This window comes from Streptomyces sp. NPDC001880, assembly GCF_053594575.1.
Window position 1 is genome coordinate 1 of sequence record NZ_JBSFET010000091.1, and the last position, 23,015, is coordinate 23,015.

General features: G+C 69.7%; 19 protein-coding genes. 13 read left to right on the forward strand and 6 right to left on the reverse strand.

The features are described from left to right. Positions 1–102: 102 nt before the first annotated feature. Together ACWCQ6_RS30175 and eccE are read right to left on the reverse strand one after the other, a co-directional pair. Positions 103–825 carry a hypothetical protein gene (locus ACWCQ6_RS30175; RefSeq protein ID WP_451094566.1) on the reverse strand — a complete coding sequence of 241 codons (723 nt, stop codon included), beginning with the start codon at positions 823–825 and terminating at the stop codon, positions 103–105. Next, positions 825–2,156: a type VII secretion protein EccE gene (gene eccE / locus ACWCQ6_RS30180; RefSeq protein ID WP_451094599.1), complete on the reverse strand. Its 1,332-nt coding sequence runs from the start codon at positions 2,154–2,156 to the stop codon at positions 825–827. Before eccE ends, ACWCQ6_RS30175 begins: the two co-directional genes overlap by 1 nt. A 403-nt stretch (positions 2,157–2,559) precedes the next feature. On the opposite strand from eccE, the gene eccB reads away from it, so the two are divergent. The 4 genes from eccB to ACWCQ6_RS30200 all read left to right on the forward strand — a co-directional run bounded on the left by eccB (position 2,560) and on the right by ACWCQ6_RS30200 (position 6,347). Then, positions 2,560–4,110: a type VII secretion protein EccB gene (eccB, locus tag ACWCQ6_RS30185; protein WP_451094568.1), complete on the forward strand. Its 1,551-nt coding sequence runs from the start codon at positions 2,560–2,562 to the stop codon at positions 4,108–4,110. Positions 4,111–4,157: 47 nt separating this feature from the next. Beyond that, positions 4,158–5,381 (forward strand): type VII secretion-associated serine protease mycosin, encoded by a 1,224-nt coding sequence (gene mycP / locus ACWCQ6_RS30190; protein ID WP_451094570.1) that lies wholly within the window; start codon positions 4,158–4,160, stop codon positions 5,379–5,381. A gap of 259 nt (positions 5,382–5,640) precedes the next feature. Beyond that, positions 5,641–5,991, forward strand: coding sequence for a WXG100 family type VII secretion target (locus tag ACWCQ6_RS30195; RefSeq protein ID WP_451094572.1), 351 nt, complete (start codon positions 5,641–5,643; stop codon positions 5,989–5,991). Between the two features lie 50 nt (positions 5,992–6,041). Further along, the gene (locus tag ACWCQ6_RS30200; protein WP_451094574.1) at positions 6,042–6,347 is read left to right on the forward strand and encodes a WXG100 family type VII secretion target; all 306 of its coding nucleotides are present in this window, start codon (positions 6,042–6,044) and stop codon (positions 6,345–6,347) included. Positions 6,348–6,416: 69 nt separating this feature from the next. On the opposite strand, the gene ACWCQ6_RS30205 is transcribed toward ACWCQ6_RS30200, so the two are convergent. Then, entirely contained in the window at positions 6,417–6,650 is a 234-nt protein-coding gene (locus tag ACWCQ6_RS30205; RefSeq protein WP_072489308.1) for a DUF397 domain-containing protein, read from the reverse strand. 109 nt (positions 6,651–6,759) lie between these two features. Next, the gene (gene eccCa, locus ACWCQ6_RS30210) at positions 6,760–10,719 is read right to left on the reverse strand and encodes a type VII secretion protein EccCa (RefSeq protein ID WP_451094576.1); all 3,960 of its coding nucleotides are present in this window, start codon (positions 10,717–10,719) and stop codon (positions 6,760–6,762) included. A gap of 186 nt (positions 10,720–10,905) precedes the next feature. On the opposite strand from eccCa, the gene eccD reads away from it, so the two are divergent. The 6 genes from eccD to ACWCQ6_RS30240 all read left to right on the forward strand — a co-directional run bounded on the left by eccD (position 10,906) and on the right by ACWCQ6_RS30240 (position 18,013). Next, positions 10,906–12,387, forward strand: coding sequence for a type VII secretion integral membrane protein EccD (eccD, locus tag ACWCQ6_RS30215; protein WP_451094578.1), 1,482 nt, complete (start codon positions 10,906–10,908; stop codon positions 12,385–12,387). Between the two features lie 162 nt (positions 12,388–12,549). Continuing rightward, complete coding sequence (gene rpsO, locus ACWCQ6_RS30220) at positions 12,550–12,840, forward strand: 30S ribosomal protein S15 (RefSeq protein ID WP_351084700.1); 291 nt, start codon at positions 12,550–12,552, stop codon at positions 12,838–12,840. A 335-nt stretch (positions 12,841–13,175) separates the two neighbouring features. Then, on the forward strand, positions 13,176–15,389 hold the full coding sequence (locus ACWCQ6_RS30225; protein ID WP_451094581.1) for a polyribonucleotide nucleotidyltransferase: 2,214 nt from the start codon (positions 13,176–13,178) through the stop codon (positions 15,387–15,389). Continuing rightward, positions 15,386–16,765: a M16 family metallopeptidase gene (locus ACWCQ6_RS30230; protein WP_451094583.1), complete on the forward strand. Its 1,380-nt coding sequence runs from the start codon at positions 15,386–15,388 to the stop codon at positions 16,763–16,765. Before ACWCQ6_RS30225 ends, ACWCQ6_RS30230 begins: the two co-directional genes overlap by 4 nt. Before the next feature lie 24 nt (positions 16,766–16,789). Next, positions 16,790–17,542, forward strand: a complete 753-nt coding sequence (gene dapB, locus ACWCQ6_RS30235) for a 4-hydroxy-tetrahydrodipicolinate reductase (protein WP_451094585.1) — start codon at positions 16,790–16,792, stop codon at positions 17,540–17,542. Positions 17,543–17,554: 12 nt separating this feature from the next. After that, complete coding sequence (locus ACWCQ6_RS30240) at positions 17,555–18,013, forward strand: hypothetical protein (RefSeq protein WP_451094587.1); 459 nt, start codon at positions 17,555–17,557, stop codon at positions 18,011–18,013. A gap of 41 nt (positions 18,014–18,054) precedes the next feature. On the opposite strand, the gene ACWCQ6_RS30245 is transcribed toward ACWCQ6_RS30240, so the two are convergent. After that, complete coding sequence (locus tag ACWCQ6_RS30245; RefSeq protein WP_451094589.1) at positions 18,055–18,606, reverse strand: hypothetical protein; 552 nt, start codon at positions 18,604–18,606, stop codon at positions 18,055–18,057. Between the two features lie 94 nt (positions 18,607–18,700). After that, positions 18,701–18,940, reverse strand: coding sequence for a hypothetical protein (locus ACWCQ6_RS30250; protein ID WP_451094591.1), 240 nt, complete (start codon positions 18,938–18,940; stop codon positions 18,701–18,703). Between the two features lie 186 nt (positions 18,941–19,126). Between ACWCQ6_RS30250 and thyX the strand changes: the two genes are divergently transcribed. The 3 genes from thyX to ACWCQ6_RS30265 all read left to right on the forward strand — a co-directional run bounded on the left by thyX (position 19,127) and on the right by ACWCQ6_RS30265 (position 22,731). Continuing rightward, complete coding sequence (gene thyX, locus ACWCQ6_RS30255) at positions 19,127–19,864, forward strand: FAD-dependent thymidylate synthase (protein ID WP_451094593.1); 738 nt, start codon at positions 19,127–19,129, stop codon at positions 19,862–19,864. Between the two features lie 152 nt (positions 19,865–20,016). Next, positions 20,017–20,916 (forward strand): 4-hydroxy-tetrahydrodipicolinate synthase, encoded by a 900-nt coding sequence (dapA, locus tag ACWCQ6_RS30260; RefSeq protein ID WP_451094595.1) that lies wholly within the window; start codon positions 20,017–20,019, stop codon positions 20,914–20,916. A 129-nt stretch (positions 20,917–21,045) separates the two neighbouring features. Then, positions 21,046–22,731, forward strand: coding sequence for a ribonuclease J (locus tag ACWCQ6_RS30265; protein ID WP_451094597.1), 1,686 nt, complete (start codon positions 21,046–21,048; stop codon positions 22,729–22,731). The last annotated feature ends 284 nt before the right edge of the window (positions 22,732–23,015 follow it).

A 23,015-nucleotide genomic window follows, 5' to 3' on the forward strand; every position in this document is an offset into this window, starting at 1 on the left:
ACGGAGCCGCTCCACCTCACCAAGATCCACAGGCCGCAGCATGCGCCACCGCAACCACCGAGATCAAATCAACCTAACGAAGTACTACTAGGGCCGCGCCCGTCAGTCCATCCTGCGCGCGCCGCCCAGGAGTCCGGTCTCGGCATCGGTCGCCTGGGTCATCACGAACTGCCGGTCGCGCCCCGCGCACCAGAGCGTGACCCCGTCCGCCAGTGTGGACAGCGCCTGGATCTCGGCGGCCGGAAGGTGCAGTATGCGGCCGATCTGTGCCGCTTCGTCAGGGGATACCCGCTGAATGCCGACCAGGGCCGACTTCTCGATCAGCCTCGGTGCCACCGGGCTGAGATACGGCAGCAGCGTCAGCACCGACTGCCACGGCCCGGACACCACCCGCCCGCGCGGTGGGCGCATGCCGCAGTCCCGCACCACGACCACCGGCGAACCGGCCGACGGCCCCTGCGGCGGCACCCGCCCGACATCGTGCAGCGTGATGCACGGCTGACCGCCGCCCGCCACGTGCGCGAGGGCCGTCCAGGTCTGGGCCCGGCCGGTCTCCACGACGATCCGCGCACCGGTGGCGGCGGCCCGCAGCGCGAGCACCTGTGCCGTCCACACCCCGCCGATCAGCGTGACCTCGTACGGAGTCGGCCGGTTGACCCCCAGCACGGCGGGGCGGCCGTGGGCGTCCACGCCGATCACCACGCCGTCGTCGCCGACCGGCAGGGCCAGCGACGCCAGCTGGTCGAGCGAGACCGACTGCCGTGCCCGTCGCGGACCGATCAACCCGAAGCCGAACCGGCTCCCTGCGTTCGTGGGTGCGGACATCAGCGGGTACCCCCGAGCGGCAGTGTGGCGAGCACGCCGGGCAGCTGCTCGCGGTCGAGCCGCACCAGCGAGGTCCTGACCCCACGCGCGGTGCGCTCCAACTCGTGGCGGGCGTCGATCAGTTCCTCGTCGCTGCGCCCGGTGATCCGGATGTGCCCGGTGATCGAGACGCCCTGCCGCTCGCCGTGCCCCAGCGTGAGGCTGAAGGTCGTGGCGAGCGCCGGGAGCGAGGTGAGCAGGGCCACGAGCTGCGGCATCGCGGCACCACCGGCGCCGAACTGCGGCCAGCGGGCCACCCAGTAGGTGGTGTGCCACCGGTCGTCGCAGCGCCAGGTCCGCGCCGTCTCCTCGGTACGGCGTGCCGGCGTCCCGCTCAGACCGGCCTGTGTCATGGCCGGTGCGCTGGCGCAGACCGAGGTCGCGATCGCGGACGTCAGCTCCTGCTCGGTCAGCACCGTCGCGCGGAAACCGGCCCCGGTCAGCCGGCTGGAGAGCTGGTCGGCCGCACGTACCACGCACTTCTGCGCCCCCGTGATGCCACCGCCGCGCGCCTGCACGGCCTCCGGGCACAGTTCCGGGTCCAGCTTGAGCGCGATCCAGGTGATCCGTACGGCGGGCGAACCCGTCTGGGCCTGCAGCGGCACGTAGTTGCGTGCGGCGACGGACTGCTGGGGAAGATGCGGGGCGGGCGCGGGCTGGGTGTGCTGCACGATCTGCGCCGACTCCAGCCGGATCCCGTCGACTTCGAGCACATCCCGGACGAGCGCCAGGGGCAGCGGCCGCGCGGACCGGTCCGGCCTGAGCGCCGAGCCGTCCGACTCCACCTGGAGGACGGCCGTGACGAACGTACCGTCACCGATCATGCCGACCGGCCGCCGGTCACGGTCGCTGAACGAGTATGTACGCAGCGCCGGATCGCACTCGACGGCGGGCGCGATCCCCGGCTCCGTGCCCGCGGGCAGCTCCAGCGCGGCGGCCCTGCGGGAACGCGCGCGCAGCGAGACGACGGTGCCCAGCAACTCCGGCAGCGAGCGGCGGTGTCTGCGTACCACGGCCAGCAGCACCAGCAGTGCGGCGATCACGACGGCCGGTGCCAGCAGCAGGGGTTCGACCACCCACGCCGCGAGCAGCAGCGCGGCCGCGATCTCCAGCAGTACGAGTTGTTGCAATCGGAATGAACCGAGCTTCCCGACCCGCCCGTTGGCGCGGCCGGAGGCCGGTCCGAGGGAACGCCGCGCGGGCTCGTGCGGAGCGGGTGGACCACCGGCTCCGGGAGCTGCGGGGCCTGTTGTGTTTCCGGCCGGACGTGCCCGTGTCGCGGAAGCCGTCATCGCGGCGTTCCCCCCGTTCATCGGTCCCCAACTCCACCCGTACGCCGCCCGACCCGCTCGGGGCCCTCGGCCCTGTTGCCGAACTGCCGTCTGCCGCGCGGCGTGCGGCACGCACGCTCGCGGCGTTGCCGAAATGGCCAAGTAGCTCTGCTGCAAGACCATTCCGGCGCCTTGCGATCGCACGCAACGCACGCCGCGCGGCTGCCCTCCGGGCGACGACGGCAGTTCGACGACAGGGCCTGGCGGCCGGATCACCCTACCCGCCCCACCACCGCCCGCGGTCAGCAGGCATAGTAGGGGGCCGGTCCGGCACCGAGGTCCGGCATCGCGGCCCGGCCCGGCGGCGGTGCGACGCGAACGCACCCGGTGCCGCGCGGGGAGACACGGGGAGACGAAGCGACTCATGGCATCACGGCGGGATGAGCTCAACGCATACACCTTCGCGAAGAAACGCACGGTGGCGGCATTCCTTCAACCCTCGTCCAACGGCACCGAGGAGGGTGCTCCGCGCCCGTTGCGCGCGGTCCTGCCGAGCATGGTCGTCGGGGCCCTGATTCTCGCGGGCTTCGGTGCCGTCGGCATGTTCAAGCCCACCGCACCCAAGGACTGGGACGAGCCCGCCACCAAGGTGATCGTCGGCAAGAAGTCCACCACCCGCTACGTCGTGCTCACCACCGGCAAGGGCAAGAAGAAGAAGACCCTGCTGCACCCCGTGCTCAACCTCGCCTCGGCGCGGCTGCTGCTCAACCCGGCCGAGTACGACGTCGTCCAGGTCGCGGACGACGTCCTGGACGCGGGCAAGCCCCCGCGCGGGCCGATCCTCGGCATTCCGTACGCCCCCGACCGGCTGCCCGAGGCCGAGGACGCCGGGACGGCGAAGCGGTGGGCCGTCTGTGTACAGCCCGGCGGCAAGGGCAACACCGTGCAGAAGGCGGCCTTCGTCTTCGGCGCACGCGACAACAAGCTGACCGAAGGCAAAGAGAAGCTCGGCGGCGGCCAGGTGCTCTATGTCCAGGGCCAGGACCGGGCCCGCTACCTCGTCGACGCGAAGGGCACCAAGTACCGCATCGCCGAGACCGCCGCCGACAGCGGCCATCTGACCAACGCCCTGGTCGGGAGCATGCAGCCGCAGTCCGTCACCGATGACTGGCTGGCCACCCTGCACGACGGCAGCCCGATCGTCTTCCCGGTGATCCCCGGCAAGGTCGGCGACCCGGCACACGTCGCGGGGCAGCTCTCCGCCGAGGAGAACAAAGTCGGCACGGTCCTGCGGACCAGGACCGGCGAGGGCACCAGTTACTACGTGGTGCTCGAAGGAAAGGTCCAGCGCGTCTCGGAGTTCACCGCCTGGCTGCTGATCAGCTCACCGCAGACGGCCGAGCTGAACCTGGAGGGCGAGGCACGCGCCGTCGGCCTCCAGGACTTCGTGCCCGACACCGCGGCCTTCGCCGGCCAGGCCGCGCACTGGCCGGCCCACCGGACCAAGCAGGTCAACTCCGCCGAGGGCGGCAGCAGCGGCCGCGATACCGTCTGCAGCGTGCTGCGCAAGGTCGACGGCACGGGCCGGACCACCCTGAGCACCTGGGCGGGCACCGCGTATCCCGCCTCCGTCGCCGCCGGCGGGACCAGCACCTATGTCACCCCCGGCAGCGGCCTGCTCTACACCCAGGTCCGGGGCCGGCAGACCAGGCCCGACGGATCACTCTTCCTGGTGACCGACACCGGACTGCGCTACGCGGTCCAGGCGAACGGCGACAGCGACACCAGGCGCTCCGACATCGGCACCGGCGACCAGCAGAAGCAGTCGGACGGCCGCCCCGAGCCCAGCCAGGCGCAGAGCAGGCTCGGATACGAGAAGGTGATGCCCGCCCTCGTACCGATCGAATGGTCCGACTTCCTGTCCAAGGGCCCCAGGCTGGACACCAACAGCGCCCGCCAGCCCCAGGGTTCATGACATCGCGGAACACGGCGGGCGGCGTACGGCCCGGGGGAGGGACACAGATGGGGTACCGCAGGACAGCCGGCGCGGTGACGGCCGCCGTCGCACTTGCCGCACTGGCGGCACCGGGGGCCGCGTACGCCGCCGAAGGCGACCGGGAACCCGGCGACGTGGGCCTGGACGGCGGCGGCGAATGCACCTTCCCGATGAAGCGGCAGTACGAGGGCCGCCCCTGGCCGCTGCAACGCGTCCTGCTGGACGAGCTCTGGCAGGACACCAAGGGCAAGGGCGTACGCGTCGCCGTCATCGACACCGGCGTCGACAACGACAACCCGCAGCTGAGGACGGCCGTCGACGCATCGGCGGGCGCCGACTACCTCAAGGGCGGCAAGAGCGACGGCACCGTCGACGAGGTCGGCCACGGAACCAAGGTCGCCGGGATCATCGCCGCCCGCCCCCACGAGGGCACCGGATTCGTCGGACTGGCCCCCGAGGCCACGATCATCCCGATCCGCCAGAACGACGAGAAGAACAGCGGCAAGGACACCACCATGGCCACCGCGATCGACCACGCGATCGCCAAGGGCGCCCAGGTCATCAACATCTCCCAGGACACGACCAAAGCCCTGGAGGAGACATCCACGCTGGGCCGGGCGGTGGCCAGGGCGCTCGCGAAGAACATCGTCGTGGTCGCCTCCGCGGGCAACGACGGCATGGACGGCAGGCTGAAACGCACCTACCCCGCCGCCTTCGACGGAGTCCTCGCCGTCGCCTCGTCCGACCGCAACAACGAGCGCGCCCCGTTCTCCCAGGCCGGTGATTTCGTGGGGGTCGCCGCCCCGGGCGTCGACATCGTCTCCACCGTCCCCGGCTACGGCCAGTGCACCGACAATGGCACCAGCTTCTCCGCCCCCTACGTTGCCGGAGTCGCCGCCCTGATGCGCGCCAAGTACCCGAAGTGGACGGCGGCCCAGATCGTCGCCCGGATCGAGCAGACCGCCGAACGCTCCGTCACCGGTCATGACAACTACGTCGGCTGGGGCGTCGTCGACCCGGTCCGCGCCCTGTCCGGGGACGAGCTCCCGCAGAACGCCCCGCATCCGGACCCGGCACCGCCGAAGGCACCCGCCCCCGAGCCCGCGCACCTCTCCCTGTCGGAGACACCGCAGGAGCGCAGCGAGCGGTACGCCACCTACGCGCTGGCAGCCGCAGCTGTCATGGTCGGGGTGATCGCCGGGGCCGCGACGGTGGTCCGGGACGCCCGCCGAAGGCGCGTCGCGCGATGACACGGCCGCCCGGCAATGTGGCCGGCCACTGGTGAAGAGCGGTTGGGGACTGACCACGAAGTGGCTAGGGTGGTAACAGACTTCACGTGTGTGACGGGGGAACGAGAAGTGGCCTACGCCGAATTCGAGCCATGGGAGTGCCGAGATGGCACTTTTCAGGCCCGGACCTTCCCCATTCCTTTGCCGGAGCACATGGGAACGGAAGGGTCCTGACCGTGACGGACGGACAGGCCAGGCAACCGAGAGATAGGACTTGCGGATGACCAGCCCCTCAGGCGGTTTCGCACTTGCCGACGATCCGATCGTCCAGGCGAAGAACAAGATCATCGAGACGGGCCGCGCGGTGTCCCGTCAGGCCAGGGAACTGGCCGACATCCTGGAGACGGTCGGCGCCGGATGGACGGGCGCCGGCGCCTCGGGGTTCAAGTCCGCGCAGGTGATGATCAACGAGGACCACGACCAGATCCGTCGGCTCCTCGATGTCCTGCTCAACGCGGTGGAAGGCACCAAGAACCTCAGCAACGCCAACGACGAGGAGGTCCGTGCGGCCTTCAACGCGGTCAAGGAGTCGGCGCCGCCCGCCAACACCTCCGGACTGAACAACCTCTGACCGGCGCCGCACCACCCCTTCCGTACAGCCGAGCACCGAGGAGAAGACACATGGGGCACGACCCGAACACCAAGGTCAAGTACGAGACCGTCCAGGAGATGGCCAACCGCATTCGCGCGGTGTCCAGGAACATCGTCAAGGACCTCGAAGAGATGGACGCCGCGGTCAAGGTCGTCACCGACACCTGGGACGGTGAGGCCCACGGCAAGTACGTGAGCCTGCAGGGCAAGTACAAGGGCCGGGCGGAACACATGAAGGACCGTCTGGAGCAGGTCGCGAGGATCGTCGAGAACGGCAAGGACAGCTACCGCGCCACCGACCACAAGGCCTCGCTCGCCTTCACCGAGGCGTACTGACCGCGGTCACGCATACGGCAAGGAGGGGCACGCTCGCCCGAGCGTGCCCCTCCTCCTCATGTGCACCGTCTACTTCAGGTCGAACTCGCCGTCCCGCGCGCCCAGGACGAAGGCCCGCCACTCGGCCTCGGTGTACCGCAGCACCGTCCCGGGATCCAGCGAGGACCGCATCGCCACCGCGCCGCCCGGCAGATGGGCGATCTCGACGCGCTCCTCGGCCTCCTCGGTGCCGGGCGCACTCAGCCACTCCACCCCCGAGATGTCGAGTGCGTACAGCTCGTCCTTCTCCTGCTGAGTACCCATCGGGCACCTTCCTTCTCCTGCGGTGGAACGCTTCTCGGATCCTTCAGCAGACTATCTGCCGCCCACCGTCCGGGTGTACGGGCAGCCGCTCATGTGCTACCGCACCGGATCAGCGCTGCTCCGGCAGCCGCCCGATCTGCACCAGCGGGTTCCCCCGGCGCCGCGAGGCGAAGTACCCGCGCCCCGGCGGCATCGCGTGCCCGCGCACCGTACCGATCAGATCGCCCTCGCCCGGGTCGCCGGAAAGGACGACCCCCTGCGCGCCCAGCTCCTTGATGCGCTGCATGAACGCCTCGTACATCGACCGTGAGGCCCCCGCGGAGTTCCGCGCGATGACGAAGCGGACCCCGGTGTCCCGGGCGAACGGCAGGTACTCCGCCAGCGGCGCCAGCGGATTGCCCGCGTTCGTCGCCACCAGGTCGTAGTCGTCGACGACGATGAAGATCTGCGGCCCGGTCCACCAACTGCGGTCGCGCAGCTGCTGCGGAGTGACATCGGTCGGCGGCTGCCGGCGCGCGAAGACGCCCGCCAGCGCCTCCATGTGCATCTGCATCGAGCTCGCCATCGGCGCGTACTCCAGCAGATGGCTCTCCGGCAGGGCGCCCAGCAGCCCCCGCCGGTAGTCCCCGACGACGAGCTTCGCCTCGTCGGGGGAGTACCGCTCCGAGATCTGCTGCGCGATCAGCCGCAGCAGATTGGTCTTGCCCGACTCGCTCTCACCGAAGACCAGGAAGAACGGATCGGTCTCGAAGTCGACGAACACCGGCTCCAGATCGGTCTCGTCGATGCCGATCGCGATGCCCCGCTGCGGGAACTCGAAGCCCTTCGGCAGCTGATCGGCCGGCAGCTTGCGCGGCAGCAGCCGCACGGGCGGCGCGACGGGACCCGCCCAGTTCGCCTTCACCGTCCCGACGAACGCCGCCGTGCCGTCGGAGAGATCCGCGGCGCTGCTGGAACCGTCGATACGCGGCAGCGCGCCCATGAAGTGCAGCTTCTGCGCCACCTGACCCCGTCCCGGGACACCGGCCGGCACATTGGCCGCGACCTTCCGGTCGAACTCGGAGTCCATGACGTCACCGAGCCGCAGCTCGAGACGGCCCAGGATCTGGTCCTTCAGCGCGGCCCGCACCTCCATGTAACGGGCGGCCGTGAGCACGACATGGATGCCGTAGCCGAGCCCGCGCGCGGCGATGTCGGTGACGACCTGCTCCAGCATCTCGTACTCGGACCGGAAACCGCCCCAGCCGTCCACCACCAGGAACACATCGCCCCAGGGCTCGCCGGGCAGTTCGCCCAGGGCTCGCCTGCGCCGGTAGGTGGCGATGGAATCGATGGAGTGGGCGCGGAAGAACTCCTCGCGCCGGTTCAGCACGCCCGCGACCTCGGCGACCGTACGCCGCACCCGCTCCGGGTCCAGCCGCGAGGCCATCCCCCCGACATGCGGCAGATCCGCCAGCGAGACCAGACCGCCACCACCGAAGTCCAGCCCGTAGAACTGCACTTCGTGCGGGGTGTGGGTGAGCGCGAACGACGAGATGAGCGTACGCACCAGCGTCGACTTGCCGGACTGCGGACCGCCGACGACCATCATGTGGCCCGCCGCGCCCGAGAAGTCCCGGTACAGCACCTCGCGTCGCTGCTCGAAGGGCTTGTCGATCAGCCCGAGCGGCACGGTCAGCCCGCCCGGACGGGTGTATTCCGTCGCCGTGAACCCCCGCTCGGCGGTCGGCGCCAGCCCCGGCAGCAGCTGGTCCAGCGTCGGCGCCCGGTCCAGCGGCGGCAGCCACACCTGATGGGCGGGCACCCCCTGCCCCTCCAGTCGGCGCACGATCACATCGAGCACCGTGTCGGCGAGCGCGTCGTCGTCCGCGCCGGCGCGTGCGGCCACCAGATGCGCAGGGTCGGGCGCCGCGTACACCACCGGCACCTCAAGGGCGCTGAACAGCGCGGGCCGCCGCTCGATCGGCAGCGCCCCCACCGACAGATCCGGGCCGCCCGTGCGGTACGTCCCCGACACATAGGCCGCCTTGAACCGGGTCATCTCGTCCGTACCGAACTTCAGATAGCCGGAACCGGGCACCGACGGGAGGTGATACGCGTCCGGCACACCGAGCGCCGTGCGCGACTCGGCGGCGGAGAAGGTCCGCAGCCCGATCCGGTACGAGAGATAGGTGTCCAGACCGCGCAGCTTGCCCTCCTCCAGACGCTGCGAGGCCAGCAGCAGATGCACACCCAGCGAACGCCCGATCCGGCCGATCTGGATGAACATGTCGATGAAGTCGGGCTTGGCGGTGAGGAGTTCGGAGAACTCGTCGATGACCAGGACCAGCGAGGCCAGCGGCTCCAGCGCCGCACCCGCCGCCCGCGCCTTCTCGTAGTCGTGGATGTTGGCGTAGTTACCGGCCGAGCGCAGCAGCTCCTGCCGGCGCTGGAGCTCACCGCGGATCGCGTCCCCCATGCGGTCGACCAGCGTCAGATCGTCCGCGAGGTTGGTGATGACGGCCGCGACATGCGGCATGTGCGACATCCCGGCGAAGGTCGCACCGCCCTTGAAGTCCGCGAGCACGAAGTTCAGCGTCTCCGACGAGTGCGTGACCGCGAGTCCCAGCACCAGCGTCCGCAGCAGCTCGGACTTGCCGGAACCCGTGGCACCGACACACAGCCCGTGCGGACCCATGCCGTCCTGCGCGGCCTCCTTCAGGTCCAGCATCACCGGCTGACCGTCCTCACCGATCCCGATCGGCACCCGCAGCCGCTCGGAGACCGCCCGCGGCCGCCAGGTCCGCGCCACATCCACCGAGGCCGCGTCGCCCAGATTCAGCAGATCCGTGAAGTCCAGATTCGCCAGCAGCGGCTCGTCGTCGTCGCCCCCGCCCATCCGGAGCGGCGCCAGCTGCCGGGCCAGCGCCTCGGCCGCGGGCAGCGACATCCCGTCCGGCACACCCTCGTACGCCGTCCCCGCCCCCGACTCCAGCCGCAGCAGCCCCGGCCGCACCACCACCGACAGGGAGCCGCGCGGCTCGTCGAGCTCGCCCGGCACCACCTCGACGATCGTCACACCCTGGATGCCCTCGGCCGCCGCGAACAGCGAGTCGGGCGGCACCATCCCACCGTCCAGCACCACCACGATGTGCGGCTGGTCCAGCAGCGGCCGGTTCTCCCGGCCGAACCGCGGCCGCCCCTCCAGCCGGCCCGCCAGCAACTGCTCCAGCTCACCCAGGTCGTCCCCGAACAGCCGCTTCGTACCGGCCCCGTCGACCTGCCCCGGCAGCTGGAGATGCGGAAGCCACTTCGTCCAGTCCCAGCGCTCCACCGCACCCCGCGCCGCCACCACGGCGACCACCAGGTCCTCGGGGGAGTGCAGCGTCACCAGCTGGGCGACCAGCGCCCGCGCGGCCGACTGCGCCTCCTCGGGCCGGCCGGATACCGTCACGTGGTAGAACGCCCGCATCGACACGGCCATCGGCAGCCCGTCCAACGACCCGTGCACGGCGAGGAACCGCTGCATCGCACCCGCGCACATCGGCTCCAGCTCGTCCACCGGTGCGGTGTCGGGAGCGACCAGCGGGGTGGCCAGCTGCTGCGCCCCGAGCCCCACCCGGACCTGCCCGAAGTCCTTGTCACCGATGCGCCGTTCCCACACCCGGCTGCCCTCGGCGACCACCGACCACAACTGCTCCGGGGCGGGCTGCAGATACAGCTGCACATCCCGCTGGGCGCGCGCCGTCCGGCGCACCGTACGCCGGGTCTGCGCCAGGTACTTGAGGTAGTCGCGCCGGACATCGGCCATTTGCCCCTGCGTACCGCGGCGGTAGCGGACCAGCTGCGCGACCACCATCCCGACGGTCGAGACCAGCATCAGAACACCCATGATCCGCATGAACGGAGGCGCCTGCGGCGAGAAGAAGAAGACCACCGACGACCCCATGCCGAGCACCGGCAGGATCTGCATCAGCATGCCCTCCTGCTGCCCGCGGGGCAGTTCCGGAGGGGACTCCAACGTCAACTCGTCAACGGGGACTTCCGGCGGCAGGGCCCTCGGAGGTCGCTTTACGACGATCTGGCTCACCGGAACACCAATCCCTCGGCACGGACGGGCACAAGACCGGTCGAATGCGCACCGAAGCCCCCGTGGCTGCCATTGCCCGCGGACGTCACGCCGCGCGACGGCGATCCTACTTGCAGATGACCTGCCCCCCTCCCGGTAGGGTGGCGCGCGCACCGTGCGCAACCGCGAATCAGGGGGACCAGACACGTGAGTTCGACTGCAGCTACGGGCTTCTGCCGGGTGACCGTCGTGGCGCCCGACAGCCGGATCGATGTGGCCCTGCCGGAGGACATCGCCGTCGCGGACGTCTACCCGGAGATCCTCCGCCTCACCGGCCAGACCCAGGCAGCCGGAACCCCCACCGGATACCACCTCGTACGACGCGACGGCACGGTCCTCGACGGGGCGCGCACCCTCGCAGCCCAGCGGGTCCTGGACGGCGAACTCCTCAGCCTGCGCCCCTTCGCCCAGTCCCTGCCCCCCGCCGTCTTCGACGACGTCTCCGACGCCGTCGCCTCGGCCGTCACCCGCGACCGCCACCTGTGGAGCGACGAACTGCTGCGCGGCGCGGGCCTGGTCGGCGGTGTACTGCTGCTCGTACTGATGGGCTTCGTGCTCTGGTTCGCCGACCCGGTCAGACACGACATGCACAGCCTGCCCGGCATCATCGCGGGCTCCGCCGGGCTGCTGCTGACCGCGTTCGCGGGGGTACGCGCCCGGGTCTACGCCGACCGCTCCACCGCCGTCGCCCTCGGTCTGGGCGCACTGCCCCTCGTACTCATCGCCGGCTCCGGCATCATCGGCCCGGACGCCGGCCAGGGCCCCGGCCGGCTCCAGTTCCTGCTCGGCTGCGTCGCCGTCCTGATCGCCTCGGTCGCCCTGGTCGCCCTCACCCCGAGCGGCGACGCCCCGTTCGTCGCGGCCACCTTCCTCGCCACCGTCGGCACCCTCGCCACCTTCGTCGCCATCCTCACCGAGGCGTCGGCCACCCGGACTGCCGCCGTCTGCGCGCCGGTCGCCCTCGGCCTGGTCGCCTTCCTCCCCGGCCTCTCGGCCCGCTTCGCCCGGCTGCCCATCGGCTACGCGTCGCCAGACACCGCCCCCGGCGGCTACGACGACAGCCCGGCCGACCCGTACGCCGAGCCCTCCGCCCAGAGCGCCCCCGTCGACGCCGAGCGCATCGCGGCCCAGGCCCGCCGGGGTCACGAGATGCTGCTCGGCCTGGTCGGGGGCTGCGCGGCGGTCGTCGTCGGATGCGGGGCCGTGCTCGGCTTCTCGGACAACGTCTGGGGCCAGCTCCTGGCCCTGGCCGCCGGACTCGCGATGCTGCTGCGCGCCCGCCTGTTCCGCTACACCTCGCAGGTCGCCTGCGTACTGGTGGCGGGCATCGGCACGGTCGCCCTGCTGGTACTCGGCCTCTCCCTGAACCCGCCGACCGACCTGCTCTTCGACCTGGTCAGGTACGGGGACCGCAGCTCCCTGGACGTCCGTACGATCTGGCTCTCCGCGGCCGTCGCCGCCGGCGCCACCCTGCTCACCGCGATCGGCCTGATCATTCCGCGCAAGGGCCTCTCCCCGTTCTGGGGACGGCTGCTCGACCTGACCGAGAGTGCCGTCCTGCTCTCGCTGGTCCCGCTCTGCCTGGCGGTACTGGACGTCTTCACCCGGGCAAGGGCCCTGACGAGCTGAGCCGCGGGGGCTGGTACGCTGTGTGACGGCCGTTTGTGTACGCCCTCCCGGATCATCCTGGGAGCTGCGCTCATCGGACCCTCGCCCCCGAGTAACGGAAGCCCCCCTGAGAACAGACCAGGGGCACTCGCGGACGCATCGAACATCAAAGAGGAGTACCGCGTGTCGCTCGACGCCGCTACGAAGAAGCAGATCATGGCCGAGTTCGCCACCAAGGAGGGTGACACCGGTTCCCCCGAGGTCCAGGTCGCGATGCTCTCCCGTCGCATCTCGGACCTGACGGAGCACCTGAAGGTCCACAAGCACGACCACCACTCCCGTCGTGGTCTGCTGATCCTGGTCGGCCAGCGCCGCCGCCTTCTGCAGTACCTGGCCAAGAAGGACATCCAGCGCTTCCGTGCCCTGGTCGACCGCCTCGGCATCCGCCGCGGTGCGGCCGGCGGCGCCAAGTAATTCGCCGTGAAGGGAGCGGTTCCCACCACTGAGGGGGGCCGCTCCCTTTGCCGTACGTACGATTGTGCGTACGCGCGCATGTACGGGATGTGACGGGCCCGCCCGCACAGCCGGAATGCCAAGCAGAACCGAATCTCAGTAACCTGGTCGGAGAACGACCGACAGACGAGCGAGAAGCAGACCTCCCCGCCGCCGGTCCTCGGTAGTGGCCCCCGGACTCATCGACCCGGGTGCTTCGATCGAAGACCGGCCCGCCGATGGAGGGCTTCTCCGCTACCGTCCCCCGCCACACGGGCGTGGGGGCGCGAAGACGCTATGTATCGGAGAAAACGCTAGTGGAGAACGAGACCCACTACGCCGAAGCCGTTATCGACAACGGAACCTTCGGCACCCGCACCATCCGCTTCGAGACGGGCCGCCTGGCCAAGCAGGCCGCCGGCTCCGCCGTGGCATACCTGGACGACGACACCATGGTGCTGTCGGCCACCACCGCATCCAAGAAGCCCAAGGACCAGCTCGACTTCTTCCCCCTCACGGTGGACGTCGAGGAGCGGCAGTACGCCGCCGGCAAGATCCCCGGCTCCTTCTTCCGTCGTGAGGGCCGGCCCTCCGAGGACGCGATCCTCACCTGCCGCCTGATCGACCGCCCGCTGCGCCCCTCCTTCAAGAAGGGCCTGCGCAACGAGATCCAGATCGTCGAGACGATCATGGCGCTCAACCCCGACCACCTGTACGACGTGGTCGCGATCAACGCCGCCTCCTGCTCCACGCAGCTGGCCGGCCTGCCCTTCTCCGGCCCGGTCGGCGGCACCCGTGTCGCCCTCATCAAGGGCCAGTGGGTCGCCTTCCCGACGCACACCGAGCTCGAGGACGCCGTCTTCGACATGGTCGTCGCCGGTCGCGTCCTGGAGGACGGCGACGTCGCGATCATGATGGTCGAGGCCGAGGCCACCGAGAAGACCATCCAGCTCGTCAAGGACGGCGCCGAGGCCCCCACCGAGGAGGTCGTCGCCGCCGGTCTGGAAGCCGCGAAGCCCTTCATCAAGGTCCTCTGCAAGGCTCAGTCGGACCTCGCCGCCAAGGCCGCCAAGCCCACCGGCGAGTTCCCGGTCTACCTGGACTACCAGGACGACGTCTTCGAGGCGCTCGCCGCCGCCGTGACGTCGGACCTGGCCCAGGCGCTCACCATCGCCGGCAAGCAGGACCGCGAGACCGAGCTGGACCGCGTCAAGGAGATCGCCGCCGAGAAGCTCCTCCCGGCCTTCGAGGGCCGCGAGAAGGAGATCTCCGCCGCGTACCGCGCACTGACCAAGAAGCTGGTCCGCGAGCGCGTCATCAAGGACAAGGTCCGCATCGACGGCCGCGGCGTCACGGACATCCGTACGCTCGCCGCCGAGGTCGAGGCCATCCCGCGGGTGCACGGCTCGGCACTGTTCGAGCGTGGCGAGACCCAGATCCTGGGCGTCACCACCCTCAACATGCTCCGCATGGAGCAGCAGCTGGACACCCTCTCCCCGGTGACCCGCAAGCGCTACATGCACAACTACAACTTCCCGCCGTACTCCGTCGGTGAGACCGGCCGCGTGGGCTCGCCCAAGCGCCGCGAGATCGGCCACGGAGCGCTCGCCGAGCGCGCCATCGTGCCGGTGCTGCCGACGCGCGAGGAGTTCCCCTACGCGATCCGCCAGGTCTCCGAGGCGCTGGGCTCCAACGGCTCGACGTCCATGGGCTCGGTCTGCGCCTCCACCATGTCGCTGCTGAACGCCGGTGTGCCCCTCAAGGCCGCCGTCGCCGGTATCGCCATGGGCCTGATCTCCCAGGAGATCGACGGCAAGACCCACTACGTCGCCCTCACCGACATCCTCGGTGCGGAGGACGCCTTCGGCGACATGGACTTCAAGGTCGCCGGTACGAAGCAGTTCGTCACCGCGCTCCAGCTCGACACCAAGCTCGACGGCATCCCCGCCTCGGTCCTGGCCGCCGCGCTGAAGCAGGCCCGCGACGCCCGCCTCCACATCCTCGACGTGATGAACGAGGCCATCGACGTCCCGGACGAGATGTCCCCGAACGCCCCGCGGATCATCACCGTCAAGATCCCGGTGGACAAGATCGGTGAGGTCATCGGCCCCAAGGGCAAGATGATCAACCAGATCCAGGAGGACACCGGCGCCGACATCACGATCGAGGACGACGGCACCATCTACATCGGTGCCGCCGACGGCCCGGCCGCCGAGGCCGCCCGCGCCACGATCAACTCGATCGCCAACCCGACCATGCCGGAGGTCGGCGAGCGCTACCTGGGTACGGTCGTCAAGACCACCACCTTCGGTGCGTTCGTGTCCCTGATGCCGGGCAAGGACGGCCTGCTGCACATCTCGCAGATCCGCAAGCTCGCCGGTGGCAAGCGCGTGGAGAACGTCGAGGACGTGCTCGGCGTCGGCACCAAGGTCCAGGTCGAGATCGCCGAGATCGACTCCCGCGGCAAGCTCTCCCTGGTCCCGGTCATCGAAGGTGAAGAAGACGAGAAGAAGGACGACGCCGCCAAGTGACGTCCCGTAGTTCCGTGACGACGGCCCGCGCCTCCTCCGAGGCGCGGGCCGTCGCCCGTACCCAAACGCTTCTCAAGGGCACCAACGGCATCGGTACGGTCCGCCGCACCGTCCTGCCCGGCGGCCTCCGGGTCGTCACCGAGACCCTGCCCTCCGTACGCTCCGCCACCTTCGGCATCTGGGCCAACGTCGGATCACGCGACGAGACCCCGACGCTGAACGGCGCGACGCACTACCTCGAACACCTCCTCTTCAAGGGCACCGCCAAGCGCAGCGCCCTCGACATCTCCGCCGCGATCGACGCGGTCGGCGGCGAGATGAACGCCTTCACGGCGAAGGAGTACACCTGCTACTACGCGCGGGTCCTCGACACCGACCTGCCGCTGGCCATCGATGTCGTCTGCGACATGCTGACCGGTTCGTTGATCACTGCCGAGGACGTCGACGCCGAGCGCGGCGTCATCCTCGAAGAGATCGCGATGACCGAGGACGACCCGGGCGACTGCGTGCACGACCTGTTCGCGCACACCATGCTCGGCGACACCCCCCTCGGCCGCCCGGTACTCGGCACCGTCGACACCATCAACGCGCTCGACCGCGGCCGGATCGCCCGCTTCTACAAGAAGCACTACGACCCCACGCACCTGGTCGTCGCCGCCGCCGGCAACATCGATCACGCCACGGTCGTGCGCCAGGTCCGCAGGGCGTTCGAGCGGGCGGGCGCCCTGTCCCGCACCGACGCCGTCCCCATCGCCCCGCGCCACGGCTCCCGCAAGCTGCGCACCGCGGGCCGGGTGGAGCTCCTGAACCGCAAGACCGAGCAGGCCCACGTCGTCCTGGGCGTGCCCGGCCTGGCCCGCACCGACGAGCGTCGCTGGGCGCTGGGCGTCCTCAACGCCGCCCTCGGCGGCGGCATGAGCTCACGCCTCTTCCAGGAGGTACGGGAGAAGCGCGGTCTCGCCTACAGCGTGTACTCGTACACCTCGGGCTTCGCCGACTGCGGACTCTTCGGGGTGTACGCGGGCTGCCGGCCCAGCCAGGTCCACGACGTCCTCAAGATCTGCCGGGACGAACTCGACCGGGTGGCCTCCGAGGGACTGAGCGACGACGAGATCGGCCGGGCCATCGGACAGCTCTGCGGCTCCACGGTCCTCGGCCTGGAGGACACCGGCGCGCTGATGAACCGTATCGGCAAGAGCGAGCTGTGCTGGGGCGACCAGATGTCGGTCGACGACATGCTGGCCCGGATGACACAGGTCACCCCCGACGACGTCCGCGCCGTCGCGGACGAGGTCCTCGGACACCGCCCTTCCCTGTCCGTCATCGGCCCGCTCAAGGACAAGCAGGCCGACCGCCTCGAAGAAGCGGTCTCCTAACTCCACCGTTAAGGAAACAGAGCAATGAGCAAGCTGCGCGTGGCCGTTCTCGGCGCCAGGGGCCGGATCGGGTCCGAGGCGGTACGAGCCGTCGAGGCCGCCGACGACATGGAGCTGGTGGCCGCGCTGGGCCGTGGCGACCGGCTGGAGACCCTCACGGAATCCGGCGCCCAGGTCGTCGTCGAGCTCACCACCCCCGCGTCCGTGATGGACAACCTCGACTTCTGTGTCCGGCACGGCATCCACGCCGTGGTCGGTACCACGGGCTGGTCCGAGGAACGGCTCGCGCAGCTGAACACCTGGCTCGCCGGCTCCCCGGAGACCGGTGTGCTCATCGCGCCGAACTTCTCCATCGGCGCCGTCCTCACGATGAAGTTCGCGGAGCAGGCCGCCCGCTACTTCGAGTCCGTCGAGGTCGTCGAACTGCACCACCCCAACAAGGTCGACGCCCCCTCGGGCACCGCCACCCGCACCGCCCAGCTGATCGCCGAGGCCCGCAGGAAGGCCGGCTGCGCCCCGCAGCCGGACGCCACCACCACGGCCCTGGACGGCGCCCGCGGTGCGGACGTCGACGGGGTACCGGTCCACGCGATCAGGCTCCGCGGCCTTCTCGCCCACCAGGAAGTGCTGCTCGGCGGCGAGGGCGAGACCCTCACCATCCGCCACGACTCCCTGCACCACAGCAGCTTCATGCCAGGCATCCTGCTCGGCGCACGCCGTGTGGTGACCACTCCCGGCCTCACGTTCGGCCTGGAACACTTCCTCGACCTGAACTGACTGAGCCCTGCCATGCGCGCAAAGATCACCTACTTCGCCACCGCCGCCGTCCTGGTCTTCTACTTCGTCCTGGTCGGCAGCCGTGGCGTGCTGCTCATCCGGCACGGCACGCTGCTGACGGTCACCTTCGGGGTCGCGGTGCTGATCCTGCCGTTGATCGGCGTCTGGTTCCTCTGGAAGAACACCCAGTTCGTGTCGCGGGCGAACGCGCTGGCCGCGGAACTCGACGCGGAGGGCGGCCTGCCGGTCGACGAGCTGGTCCGCACCCCGTCCGGCCGCATCGACCGCGACTCGGCCGACGCGGTGTTCGCCCGCCGTCGTGAGGAGACCGAGGACTCCCCGGACGACTGGCGCTGCTGGTTCCGCCTCGCGGTCGCGTACCAGGACGCCAGGGACACCCCGCGGGCCCGGAAGGCCATGCAGCGGGCCATCGCCCTGCACACGAAGGACGCCCGGCCCAGCACGTCCTGAACGGGCGTGCCGGACCGGGCGGCCCGGTCGTTCGAGGGGGCTCAGACCCGCCGGTACTCGTCCCCCCACGCCTCCACCGTGTCGGCCGCGCGGTCGAAGGCCTCGGCCCGCGTCAGGAAGTCGGCGTTGTTGTCGGTGAGCAGCGGCGGAATCGCCTCGCCGCCCTGGCGTACGACAATCAGCGCCTGCCCCTGCACAGTGCGGGGGAGCCCGAGCCACTTCACCGGCTGCTGCACCGTGCGGATGGCGGTGACCCGGTCCCACCGCACGGTCGTCGTCGTGAAGAAGCCCACCCGGCGTACGCCGTGCCGGCTGACCCAGGCACCGACCCGCAGCAGCCGCAGTGCGCAGACGATGATCACGGCGGCGAGCCCCAGGCATACGGCCGTACCCGGCAGCGCCCCGGCGAACGCGATGATCATTCCCGCGAGCAGGACGAAGGACGCGAGAAGCAGCAGGAAGGCCGCGGCCGCGACCCGCCAGGGCCCGGGGCGGTACGGACGCCGCCAGCTGTCGTGGTCGTCGAACGGCAGCGCGATGTCCTCGGCGCTCGCGTCAAACGCGCGGTCGGCCGTCAGAAAGGGCAGGGGCACGAATGATCCTCACTCACAAGCACGCTCGATTGCTGTGCCCGGTGAGGCTACCGAGGAGGTCATCGCCCCGACCACCCCAGGGGGCCCGTACGAGTCAGTGCCCGGAGGCGGCCTCGGCCTGCTCGGCGTGCGAGGCGCTCTGGGTGGGACTGAGCGCCGGCAGACCAAGGATCAGTGACCCGACGAGGCCGGCGACGATCGTCAGCCCGACGAGGGAACGGCTGGCCAACTGGGAGGCGCTGGCGCGCTCCCGCGGAGGTGGTGTGACGTTGCTGCGGAATCGGTCACTCTCGGCCACGAACGCGAACGGGACGGCTTCACGCCGGCGGAACATGAGGAAGGTCTCCTTGAACTCTGTTTCGGATGCTGCTATTGAGTCAGACGCATGACAGGCCCGTTAGGTGCCCTGAATCGCCGAATTCGTCGAAGAAATCCCCGGAAGGCCCTTCCGGACCCGGTTGTCAGCGGTGGCCCGTAGAGTGGGCGCCGCCCGAGCGACGCAACTGGAAGGACCCCGCCGGTGACCGAGACCCCCGAGCCCGCAAAGCCCAGCTTCCGCAGCGATGTGACCGTCGAGCTGGTGAAACACGCCGCGGGTGACTCCGACGTCCTGTTCGCGGCCCGTGTCTCCACGGCGGGTGAGCAGTCCCTGGAGGAGGTCACCAAGGACCCCGAGCGCTCCAAGGGACTCATCAACTTCCTCATGCGCGACCGTCACGGCAGCCCCTTCGAGCACAACTCGATGACCTTCTTCATCAGTGCCCCGATCTTCGTGTTCCGCGAGTTCATGCGGCACCGCGTCGGCTGGTCGTACAACGAGGAATCGGGCCGCTACCGGGAGCTGGAGCCGGTCTTCTACATCCCCGACGCGTCCCGCAAGCTCGTCCAGCAGGGCCGCCCCGGCAAGTACGAGTTCGTCGAGGGCACCCAGGCCCAGCAGGAGCTCACCGGCCGCGTCATGGAGGACTCCTACCGCCAGGCCTACGAGGCATACCAGGAGATGCTCGCCGCGGGAGTGGCCCGCGAGGTCGCGCGCGCAGTGCTCCCTGTCGGCCTTTTCTCCTCGATGTACGCCACGTGCAACGCCCGCTCGCTGATGCACTTCCTCGGCCTGCGTACCCAGCACGAGCTGGCGAAGGTGCCTTCCTTCCCGCAGCGCGAGATCGAGATGGTCGGCCAGCAGATGGAGGAGCACTGGGCCCGGCTCATGCCGCTCACCCATGCAGCCTTCAACAAGAACGGACGCGTAGCCCCGTAAGCGGTGTCCGTATTGCGACGTTTCGTGAAGTTCATCTAGGCTGATCAAACGGACCCGGCACTGCTTGAACCCCCGAGCAGGCAGTGCCGGGCTCCTATCGCTTGTCCCCCCGAGGGGACATTGGGCGCTGAGCAGCGAGTAGCGTGTTACCCATGGCTCCGATCTCCACTCCGCAGACCCCCTTCGGGCGGGTCCTCACAGCTATGGTCACGCCCTTCACGGCGGACGGCGCACTCGACCTCGAAGGTGCCCAGCGGCTCGCCACCCACCTCGTGGACGCAGGCAATGACGGCCTGGTCGTCAACGGCACCACCGGCGAGTCCCCGACCACCAGCGACGCGGAGAAAGACCAGCTCGTAAGGGCGGTACTGGAAGCCGTGGGGGACCGGGCCCACGTCGTCGCCGGTATCGGCACCAATGACACCCGTCACAGCATCGAGCTCGCCCGAACGGCCGAACGCTCCGGTGCCCACGGACTCCTCGCGGTGACGCCGTACTACAACAAGCCGCCGCAGGAAGGTCTCTTCCGCCACTTCACGGCCATCGCCGACGCCACCGGCCTGCCGGTGATGCTCTACGACATCCCCGGCCGCAGCGGTGTGCCGATCGACACGGAGACGCTGGTCAGGCTCGCCGAGCACCCGCGCATCGTCGCCAACAAGGACGCCAAGGGCGACCTCGGCCGCGCCAGCTGGGCCATCGCCCGCTCCGGCCTCGCCTGGTACTCCGGCGACGACATGCTGAACCTTCCGCTGCTCTCGGTCGGCGCCATCGGATTCGTCTCCGTGGTCGGCCACGTCGTCACCCCCGACCTGCGAGCCCTCATCCAGGCATACGTCGGCGGTGACGTCCAGAAGGCCACGGAGATCCACCAGAAGCTCCTGCCGGTCTTCACCGGAATGTTCCGTACCCAGGGTGTGATCACCACCAAGGCCGCACTGGCCCTCCAGGGCCTCCCCGCGGGCCCGCTGCGCCTCCCCCTGGTGGAACTCACCGCACAGGAATCGGCACAGCTCAAGATCGATCTCGCGGCCGGCGGGGTAGAGCTGTAACCACAGACTTCACAACTGAATAAGCGTAGAACACTCGCAAGAGCGACATCACAGACAACAGCAAGTGCACGAATGACATGCGCGCCACGTGCCCAAGCGGTACGTGGCGTGCGTGGTAAGGAGAGTCTTTTGAGTCATCCGCATCCCGAACTCGGCACCCCGCCGAAGCTCCCGAAGGGCGGCCTCCGCGTCACCCCGCTCGGCGGCCTCGGCGAGATCGGCCGCAACATGACGGTCTTCGAGTACGGCGGCCGCCTGCTCATCGTCGACTGCGGAGTCCTCTTCCCCGAGGAGGAGCAGCCCGGAATCGACCTGATCCTGCCGGACTTCACCACCATCCGGGACCGTCTCGACGACATCGAGGGCATCGTCCTCACGCACGGCCACGAGGACCACATCGGCGGTGTCCCGTATCTGTTGCGCCTGAAGCCGGACATCCCTCTCATCGGCTCCAAGCTGACCCTCGCACTGATCGAGGCGAAGCTCCAGGAGCACCGCATCCGTCCGTACACCCTCGAAGTGGCGGAGGGCCGGCGCGAGCGCATCGGTGTGTTCGACTGCGAGTTCGTCGCGGTCAACCACTCGATCCCGGACGCCCTCGCGGTCGCCATCCGCACGCCCGCGGGCATGGTCGTCGCGACCGGCGACTTCAAGATGGACCAGCTCCCGCTGGACGGCCGGCTCACCGACCTGCACGCCTTCGCCCGGCTGAGCGAGGAAGGCATCGACCTTCTCCTCTCCGACTCGACGAACGCCGAGGTCCCCGGTTTCGTACCGCCCGAGCGGGACATCTCCGACGTCCTGCGCACGGTCTTCGCCAATGCCCAGAAGCGCATCATCGTGGCGAGCTTCGCCAGCCACGTCCACCGCATCCAGCAGATCCTCGACGCGGCACACGAGTACGGCCGCAGGGTCGCCTTCGTCGGCCGCTCGATGGTCCGCAACATGGGCATCGCCCGTGACCTCGGCTATCTGAAGGTCCCCGCGGGCCTGGTCGTCGACGTGAAGACGCTCGACGACCTGCCGGACGACGAGGTCGTGCTGGTCTGCACGGGATCCCAGGGCGAGCCGATGGCCGCGCTGTCCCGGATGGCCAACCGCGACCACCAGATCCGGATCGTCCAGGGCGACACGGTGATCCTTGCGTCGTCCCTGATCCCGGGCAACGAGAACGCGGTCTACCGCGTGATCAACGGCCTGACCCGCTGGGGCGCCAACGTCGTCCACAAGGGCAACGCCAAGGTCCACGTCTCGGGCCACGCCTCGGCCGGCGAGCTGCTGTACTTCTACAACATCTGCAAGCCGAAGAACCTGATGCCGGTCCACGGCGAATGGCGCCATCTGCGGGCCAACGCGGAACTGGGCGCGCTCACCGGCGTACCCAAGGACCACATCGTCATCGCCGAGGACGGCGTCGTCGTCGACCTCATCGACGGCAAGGCCAAGATCGTCGGCAAGGTCCAGGCGGGCTATGTCTACGTCGACGGCCTCTCGGTCGGCGATGTCACCGAGACCTCGCTGAAGGACCGCCGCATCCTCGGTGACGAGGGCATCATTTCGGTCTTCATCGTGGTCGACAGCTCCACCGGCAAGATCTTGGGCGGCCCGGACATCCACGCCCGTGGCTCCGGCATCGACGACTCGGCATTCGTCGCCGTTGTGCCGAAGATCGAGGACGCGATCAACAAGTCCGCCCAGGACGGCGTGATGGAGCCCCACCAGCTCCAGCAGCTGGTCCGCCGCACGGTGGGCAAGTGGGTCTCGGACTCCTACCGCAGGCGCCCGATGATCCTTCCGGTCGTCGTCGAGGTCTGACGCCGCGGGCCGAACCGAGGAGCGGGGCCCCCGATTTGCATCGGGGCGCCCCGCTCCAGTACGTTTACGGCTCCGCCTGACCGGGAAGCGCCGCGCACACCTGTGTGCAGCGAGCGTACCGACGGGGCGGGAATTCCGACTCAGAACTTCTGATAATGTCGGATGCGCCGAAAGGCAGGCCAATCCAAAGGTCACCGGAATTCAAATTCGAACCGGAAACGGAACGAAAAAGAGTCTGGTAAGGTTGGAGCCGCCGGAAAGGGAAACGCGAAAGCGATGAACTG

Coding starts and splice junctions, on each gene's coding strand:
- ACWCQ6_RS30175 (WP_451094566.1), bottom strand. CDS start 825: ATGTCCGCACCCACGAACGCAGGGAGCCGGTTCGGCTTCGGGTTGATC.
- eccE (WP_451094599.1), bottom strand. CDS start 2,156: ATGACGGCTTCCGCGACACGGGCACGTCCGGCCGGAAACACAACAGGC.
- eccB (WP_451094568.1), top strand. CDS start 2,560: ATGGCATCACGGCGGGATGAGCTCAACGCATACACCTTCGCGAAGAAA.
- mycP (WP_451094570.1), top strand. CDS start 4,158: ATGGGGTACCGCAGGACAGCCGGCGCGGTGACGGCCGCCGTCGCACTT.
- ACWCQ6_RS30195 (WP_451094572.1), top strand. CDS start 5,641: ATGACCAGCCCCTCAGGCGGTTTCGCACTTGCCGACGATCCGATCGTC.
- ACWCQ6_RS30200 (WP_451094574.1), top strand. CDS start 6,042: ATGGGGCACGACCCGAACACCAAGGTCAAGTACGAGACCGTCCAGGAG.
- ACWCQ6_RS30205 (WP_072489308.1), bottom strand. CDS start 6,650: ATGGGTACTCAGCAGGAGAAGGACGAGCTGTACGCACTCGACATCTCG.
- dapB (WP_451094585.1), top strand. CDS start 16,790: ATGAGCAAGCTGCGCGTGGCCGTTCTCGGCGCCAGGGGCCGGATCGGG.
- ACWCQ6_RS30240 (WP_451094587.1), top strand. CDS start 17,555: ATGCGCGCAAAGATCACCTACTTCGCCACCGCCGCCGTCCTGGTCTTC.
- ACWCQ6_RS30250 (WP_451094591.1), bottom strand. CDS start 18,940: ATGTTCCGCCGGCGTGAAGCCGTCCCGTTCGCGTTCGTGGCCGAGAGT.
- dapA (WP_451094595.1), top strand. CDS start 20,017: ATGGCTCCGATCTCCACTCCGCAGACCCCCTTCGGGCGGGTCCTCACA.